Raw genomic sequence first — 6,313 nt, 5'->3', positions numbered from 1 at the left:
AAGTTGCGCCACACCGGCATGAGCGGGACCGTCGCCAGGTCCTGGTAGACGGTGGCGATGCCCTTGTCGAGGGCCTCGCGGGGGGTGGAGAAGCGCACCGGCTGGTTGTCGACGAGGAACTCGCCCTCGGTGTGCTGGTGCAGCCCGGAGACGATCTTGATGAGGGTGGACTTGCCGGCGCCGTTGTCGCCGAGCACGCAGGTCACCTTGCCCGGGTGCACCTTCAGGTCGACGCCGTGCAGGGCGCGGATGTTGCCGTAGGACTTTCCGGCGTTGCGCAGCTCGACGATCGCCGCGTCCCCGTTCTCGGGGACGGTGTCCGCGATGATGGCCCCGTGGGTGCCGGTTCCGTTGCTGGATGTCATGGGGTCACCTCCGGGTCGCCGTGCGGCTGACCCACAGATTGATCAGGACGGCGCCGAGGAGCATCACGCCGAGGAATGCCTTGAACCAGTCGGGGTTCCAGCCGGCGTAGACGATGCCCTGCTGCACCATGCCGAACATGAAGGCGCCGAAGACCGGGCCGATCGCGCTGCCGGCGCCGCCGGTCAGCAGACAGCCGCCGATCACGGCCGCGGAGATGTAGATCAGCTCCTGGCCGACGCCCTCGCCTGACTGCACGGTGTTGAAGGTGAACAGCTGGTGCATGCCGACGAACCAGGCGCCGAAGCCGACCAGCATGAACAGCGAGATCTTGGTGAAGTTCACGGGCACGCCGACCGCCCGTGCGCTCTCCTTGTTCCCGCCGACCGCGAAGATCCAGTTGCCGTAGCGGGTGCGCAGCAGGATCCAGGTGGCGATGGCCGCGAAGGCCAGCCAGTAGAAGATGGTGATCTTCACCTGGACGCCGCCGATGTCGAAGGACGAGGCGAAGATCTTCTTCGCCTGGTCGAAGCCGTCCATGTCGCTGATGTCGTCGGTGGCCACGTTGGTGGTGACCAGCTTGGTGATCGCGAGGTTGGCACCCTGGAGGATCAGGAAGGTGCCCAGGGTGATCAGGAAGCTGGGCAGCCCGGTCTTCATCACCATCCAGCCGTTGAAGAAGCCGATGGCGAGGGAGACCAGGAGCGCGACGACCACACCGACCCACACGTTCATGGTGAGCTGGTAGCTGAGCATGCTCGCCGTCAGCGCCGAGGTGATCACCGCGACACCGGCGGACAGGTCGAACTCGCCGCCGATCATCAGCAGGGCCACCGGCAGGGCCATGATCCCGATGGTGGACGACTGGTAGAGGATGTTCGCCATCGAGGCGGCCTCGCGCACCGGCGGGGCCGTGATGAGGAAGAACACGTACACCGCGACCGCGCCGAGGAAGACACCGACCTCGGGGCGGGCCAGCAGCCGCAGGGCCAGGGGCCGCCTGGCGGTCCGGCCGTCGGTCTGCTTCGGGCCGGAGGCCGGCGGTGTGGTCACCGCCGGCTCGGCGTGATGGGTCATGCTCATCACCGGGTTCCCTTGGCGGCGAACGCGGCGACCGAGTCGACGTTGGTCTTGTCGACGAAGGCCGGGCCGGTCAGCACCGGCTGCTCCCCGCCACCCATGTAGTTGCCGTTGTTCTTGTAGAGCCACAGCGAGTCGATCGCCAGGTAGCCCTGGAGGTAGGGCTGCTGGTCGACGGCGAACTGGATCGTGCCCTTGCTGATGGCTCCGGTCAGGTCCTTGTTGAGGTCGAAGGTGGCGATCTTCGCCTTGCTGCCGGCGTCGGACGCCGACTGCACCGCGGTCAGGGCGAAGGGGGCGCCGAGCGTGACGACGTAGTCGATGGCCTTGTCCTGGCTGAGCTTGGCGGTGATCGTCGACTTCACGGACGGCATGTCGGTGCCGTTGACGTTCAGGACCTCGGTGGTGCCCGAGAACGTCTTCTTCACGCCGTCGCAGCGCTGGGTGAGGCCGATGTTGCCCTGCTCCTGGATGACACAGACGGCCTTCTTGGCGCCTTCCTCGTTGAGCCGCTTGCCCAGCGCCTCACCGGCGACGGTCTCGTCCTGGCCGAAGAACTCCATGAGACCGAGCTTCTGCCACTCGCTCACACCGGAGTTGAGGCCGACGACCGGTATGTTCGCGGCCTTCGCCTTGGCCACCACGTCCTTGAGGGCGTCGGGCTTGGCGAGGGTGATGGCGATGCCGTCGACCTTCTGGTCGATGGCGTTCTGGACCAGGTTGGACTGGTTGCCCGCGTTCGGGTCCGCGGAGTAGATCAGCTTGACGTTGTCCTTGGCCGCGGCGGCCTCGGCGCCCTTGCGGACGATGTCCCAGAAGGTGTCGCCGGGCGACTGGTGGGTCACCAGCGCCACCGTCATCTGCGGGGTGCTCGCCTTGCCCGCGGAGGCGCCGTCCGCGCTCTCCTCGGCCTTCTTGCCACCGGAGCTGCTGGAGCAGCCCGCGAGGGTCAGGGCCACCGCCGCGGCCATGGCCACGACCGGGGCGATTCTGCGGGAGCGGGGCGAAGAGCTGTCCATCTTTCCTGCACCTCACTGTGCGACGGGGGAAACAACCGGGGAAAGGGGAGACGACGAGGGGAATCCGGGGCCCGTTACTGCTCAGGGTGGGGCCATGGGGCCGGGTCCGCGAGTGTTCGGTTTGTGCGGTCTCGGCGCGTTCACTGCTGGGACGGGATCCAATCCCCTGACACGCCCGCTGTCAATACTTTGTTAAGACATCATTTCACGAACAGGTCCGAATGTAAGAACAAACCATTGACAGCAGAGGCCACCGGGACCTACACCTGGGAGACGCCGGACCCCCGAGAGAACGATCTCTACCCCTCGCACACGGGTGTACCCCTCGCACGTGTGAACGACTCGCGGAGGTCTCCGGAAGAGACGATCCGCTGCGCGGCCGACACAGGAGGTACTCCCGATGGCGAAGACCGGTGAACGTACCCGCGGGGTGGCCGGTTCGGCGCTGGACGGGCTGGACTTCGCGCTCGACCGCTCCAGCCCCGTGCCGCTCTACTACCAGTTGGCCCAGCAGCTGGAGTCGGCCATCGAGCACGGCGCGCTCGCCCCGGGCAACCTCCTGGGCAACGAGATCGACCTGTCGACCCGCCTCGGCCTGTCCCGCCCCACGGTCCGCCAGGCCATCCAGTCGCTGGTCGACAAGGGCCTGCTGGTGCGGCGCCGGGGGGTCGGCACGCAGGTCGTGCACAGCCAGGTGAAGCGGCCGCTGGAGCTCAGCAGTCTCTACGACGACCTGGAGGCGGCCGGACAGGGGCCCACCACGCATGTCCTGCGCAACGAACGCGTCCCCGCGACCGCGGACGTGGCGGCCGCCCTGGGGATCGCGGAGGGCGCCGAGGTCACGCTCCTGGAGCGGCTGCGCTCGGCGCACGGCGAGCCGGTGGCGTTCCTGTGCAACTACCTGCCCCCGGCCCTGCTCGACCTCGACACGGAGCGGCTGGAGGCCACCGGCCTGTACCACCTGATGCGCTCCAGCGGCATCACCCTGCACAGCGCCCGCCAGACCATCGGCGCCCGCTCGGCCACCACCGAGGAGGCCGAGCTCCTCGCGGAGGAGGAGGGCGCGGCCCTGCTGACCATGCAGCGCACGGCGTACGACGACACCGGCCGGCCGGTCGAGTACGGGACGCACATCTACCGTGCGTCCCGGTACGCGTTCGACTTCCAGCTGCTGGTCAGGGCATAGGCACCGCTAGCGGGGCGCCATCCGCAGCGCGCCGTCCATGCGGATGGTCTCGCCGTTGAGGTAGTCGTGGTCGATGATCGACAGGGCGAGCTGGGCGTACTCCTCGGGCCGGGCGAGCCGCTGCGGGAAGGGCACACCGGCCGCGAGGCCCGCGCGGAACTCCTCGGACACAGTGGCCAGCATCGGCGTCTCCACGATGCCCGGGGCGATGGTGCACACCCGGATGCCGTACTGGGCCAGGTCGCGGGCGGCGGGCAGGGTCAGGCCCACGACGCCGCCCTTGGACGACGAGTAGGCGGCCTGGCCGATCTGGCCGTCGTACGCGGCGATGGACGCGGTGTTGACGATCACGCCCCGCTGGCCGTTCTCGTCCGCCCCGGTCTCGGCGATCGCCTCGGAGGCGAGCGCGAGCACGTTGAAGGTGCCGATCAGGTTGACCTGGATGACCTTGGCGTACAGGCCCAGGTCGTGGACGCCCTTCTTGCCGAGGATCCGCGCGGACGGGCCGATGCCGGCGCAGTTGACGACCGTCCGCAGCGGGACGCCCGCGCCCGCCGCGACGGCGACGGCGGCGCGGACCTGCTCGGGGTCGGTGACGTCGGTCGGGACGTAGGTGACGCCGTCGACCTCGGGCGCCTTGTCGATGCCGTCCTTGAGGTCGAGGGCGAAGACCCGGGCGCCACGCTCGGCGAGAGCCTTCGCGGTGGCCGCGCCGAGGCCGGACGCACCGCCGGTGACGAGGGCGGCGGTGTGGGCGAGCTGCATCATCACTCCTTGCCGAGGGCGGTGAGCACACCGCCGTCGTTACGGTCCAGCGCACGGGAGATGATCATGCGCTGGATCTGGTTGGTTCCTTCGAAGATCTGCATGACCTTGGCCTCGCGCATGTAGCGCTCGACGGGGAAGTCGCGTGTGTACCCGTATCCGCCGAGGACCTGCACGGCGTCCGTGGTCACCTTCATGGCGTTGTCCGTGGCCACGAGTTTGGCGATCGACGCCTCCCGTGTGAAGGGCAGGCCGAGGTCCTTCAGCCGCGCGGCGGACAGCGCGGTGGCGCGCGCCGACTCGATCGCGGCCCCCATGTCGGCCAGGACGAACGCCAGCCCCTGGTGCTCGATGATCGGCTTGCCGAAGGTCTCCCGCTCCCGCGCGTACCGCACCGCGTGGTCGAGGGCGCCCTGGGCCAGGCCGGTGGCGACGGCCGCGATGCCGAGCCGGCCGCAGTCGAGGGAGGCGAGCGCGATCTTCAGCCCCTGCCCCTCCTCCCCGATCCGCCGCTCGGCCGGCACCCGGACGTCGTCGAGACGCATGGTGGCGGTGGCCGACCCGGTCAGCCCCATCTTCCGCTCCGGCGGATCGGCGCTGAGCCCCGGGGTGTCCGCCGGGACGAGGAAGCAGGAGATGCCGTGGCCGCGGTCGTCGGAGGTGCGGGCCATGACCGTGTAGAAGTCGGCGTACCCGCCGTGGGTGGTCCAGGCCTTGGCGCCGTTCAGGACGTAGTCGTCGCCGTCGCGGACCGCCCGGGTCAGCATGGCCGCAGGGTCGGAACCGGCGTGCGGCTCGGACAGGCAGTAGGCGCCGAGCAGCTCACCGCCCAGCATGTCGGGCAGCCACTTCCGGCGCTGTTCCTCGGTGCCGAAGCGGGCGAGCGGGAAGCAGGACAGGGCGTGCACGGAGATGCCCACGGCGACGCTCGACCAGACCGCGGCGACCTCCTCCAGCACCTGGAGATAGACCTCGTACGGCTGCCCCGCCCCGCCGTACTCCTCGGCGAACGGCAGTCCGAGCAGACCGCTGCGGCCGAGGGTGCGGAAGGCGTCCCGGGGGAACGCCCCGTCCGCCTCCGCCTCGGCGACCCGGGGTGCGAGTTCCTTGGCGGCGAGGGTGCGGGTGAGCTGGATGAGCTCCACGGCTTCCTCGGTCGGCAGGGCGCGAGTGGCAGGCATGGTGACCTCCACGAGTAGTACTGGGAATGATACTGGAGTGCGTACGATCGTATCATTCACAGTACGGCACCGGGGCGTGACGCAGCCCCCCGGAAGGTGTCGATCGGGTGTCGGGGTCAGGACGACACGGCGTGCACGATCAGCGAGGCGAGCTGCTCGTAGGCCTCCGCGTCGGTCAGCCCGGTGCGCGCCTTCAGCTCGCCCTGCTGGATCTGACGCATGGTCGCGGCGGCGACCTCGCCGACGAACGCGGTGTGCACGTCCCGGAAGGCGCCGCCGGAGACCCCCTCGGCGATCAGCTGCCGCACCCGCTCCGCGGCCATCCGCGTGTTGGCCTCGTACACCTCGCGGGCGGGCGGGAAGTCCGCCACGTCGTCGAGGAAGGCGCGCGAGAGCGGGCGCAGCTGTTCAGCCACGGTGGTGAGGTACACCCGAACCCGGTCCGAGGGGTCCACGGTCTGCGCCACCCGCTTCTCCACGGCCTCCGTCGCGCCGCGGAAGTAGTGCTTGACCGCCTCGACGACCAGGCCCTGCTTGCTGCGGGCGAGCTGGTAGAGCGTGGTCTTCGAGCAGCGCAGCCGCTCGGCGAGGTCGTCGAGGGTGAGGGCGGAGAACCCCTCCGCCGTGAGCAGCGCGACGAGTCGTTCCAGCAGGTCGGCCTGTCGGGCGGTACGGCGGGTGGACGGCATGATCCCAGGTTAGCCCCCTTTGTTACTCCC

The 6,313-nt window shown here is 69.4% G+C and carries 7 protein-coding genes; 1 reads left to right on the top strand and 6 read right to left on the bottom strand.

From position 1 onward, the window contains the following. The 3 genes from ACIRF9_RS20060 to ACIRF9_RS20050 form a co-directional block, all read right to left on the bottom strand. The coding region (locus tag ACIRF9_RS20060) for an ATP-binding cassette domain-containing protein (protein WP_403823595.1) at positions 1-365 on the bottom strand (365 nt) is incomplete at its 3' end. A gap of 4 nt (positions 366-369) precedes the next feature. Further along, on the bottom strand, positions 370-1,446 hold the full coding sequence (locus ACIRF9_RS20055; RefSeq protein WP_403823592.1) for an ABC transporter permease: 1,077 nt from the start codon (positions 1,444-1,446) through the stop codon (positions 370-372). Further along, positions 1,446-2,462 carry a sugar ABC transporter substrate-binding protein gene (locus tag ACIRF9_RS20050; RefSeq protein WP_403823590.1) on the bottom strand — a complete coding sequence of 339 codons (1,017 nt, stop codon included), beginning with the start codon at positions 2,460-2,462 and terminating at the stop codon, positions 1,446-1,448. The genes ACIRF9_RS20055 and ACIRF9_RS20050 overlap by 1 nt, the downstream gene beginning before the upstream one ends. A gap of 400 nt (positions 2,463-2,862) precedes the next feature. Here ACIRF9_RS20050 and ACIRF9_RS20045 point away from each other — a divergent pair, with 400 nt between their 5' ends. Beyond that, positions 2,863-3,648 (top strand): GntR family transcriptional regulator, encoded by a 786-nt coding sequence (locus tag ACIRF9_RS20045; protein WP_403823587.1) that lies wholly within the window; start codon positions 2,863-2,865, stop codon positions 3,646-3,648. Positions 3,649-3,654: 6 nt separating this feature from the next. Here the strand turns inward: ACIRF9_RS20045 and ACIRF9_RS20040 are convergent, their stop codons facing one another. The 3 genes from ACIRF9_RS20040 to ACIRF9_RS20030 all read right to left on the bottom strand — a co-directional run bounded on the left by ACIRF9_RS20040 (position 3,655) and on the right by ACIRF9_RS20030 (position 6,283). Next, positions 3,655-4,413, bottom strand: a complete 759-nt coding sequence (locus ACIRF9_RS20040) for an SDR family NAD(P)-dependent oxidoreductase (RefSeq protein ID WP_403823585.1) — start codon at positions 4,411-4,413, stop codon at positions 3,655-3,657. Positions 4,414-4,415: 2 nt separating this feature from the next. Then, a complete protein-coding gene (locus ACIRF9_RS20035; RefSeq protein WP_403823582.1) occupies positions 4,416-5,594 on the bottom strand; it encodes an acyl-CoA dehydrogenase family protein in 1,179 nt (392 codons plus the stop codon). Between the two features lie 116 nt (positions 5,595-5,710). Continuing rightward, positions 5,711-6,283 (bottom strand): TetR/AcrR family transcriptional regulator, encoded by a 573-nt coding sequence (locus tag ACIRF9_RS20030; protein WP_403823579.1) that lies wholly within the window; start codon positions 6,281-6,283, stop codon positions 5,711-5,713. Between the last annotated feature and the right edge of the window lie 30 nt (positions 6,284-6,313).

Source organism: Streptomyces sp. NPDC096132, assembly GCF_044763345.1.
Classification (GTDB): domain Bacteria; phylum Actinomycetota; class Actinomycetes; order Streptomycetales; family Streptomycetaceae; genus Streptomyces.
The sequence above is the reverse complement of the archived record's forward strand: the minus strand, read 5'-3'. Positions and strand labels throughout refer to the sequence as shown.

What these genes read in the sequence shown, in the direction of transcription:
- ACIRF9_RS20055 (WP_403823592.1), bottom strand. Translation starts at nt 1,446, where the DNA reads ATGAGCATGACCCATCACGCCGAGCCGGCGGTGACCACACCGCCGGCC.
- ACIRF9_RS20050 (WP_403823590.1), bottom strand. Translation starts at nt 2,462, where the DNA reads ATGGACAGCTCTTCGCCCCGCTCCCGCAGAATCGCCCCGGTCGTGGCC.
- ACIRF9_RS20045 (WP_403823587.1), top strand. Translation starts at nt 2,863, where the DNA reads ATGGCGAAGACCGGTGAACGTACCCGCGGGGTGGCCGGTTCGGCGCTG.
- ACIRF9_RS20040 (WP_403823585.1), bottom strand. Translation starts at nt 4,413, where the DNA reads ATGCAGCTCGCCCACACCGCCGCCCTCGTCACCGGCGGTGCGTCCGGC.
- ACIRF9_RS20035 (WP_403823582.1), bottom strand. Translation starts at nt 5,594, where the DNA reads ATGCCTGCCACTCGCGCCCTGCCGACCGAGGAAGCCGTGGAGCTCATC.
- ACIRF9_RS20030 (WP_403823579.1), bottom strand. Translation starts at nt 6,283, where the DNA reads ATGCCGTCCACCCGCCGTACCGCCCGACAGGCCGACCTGCTGGAACGA.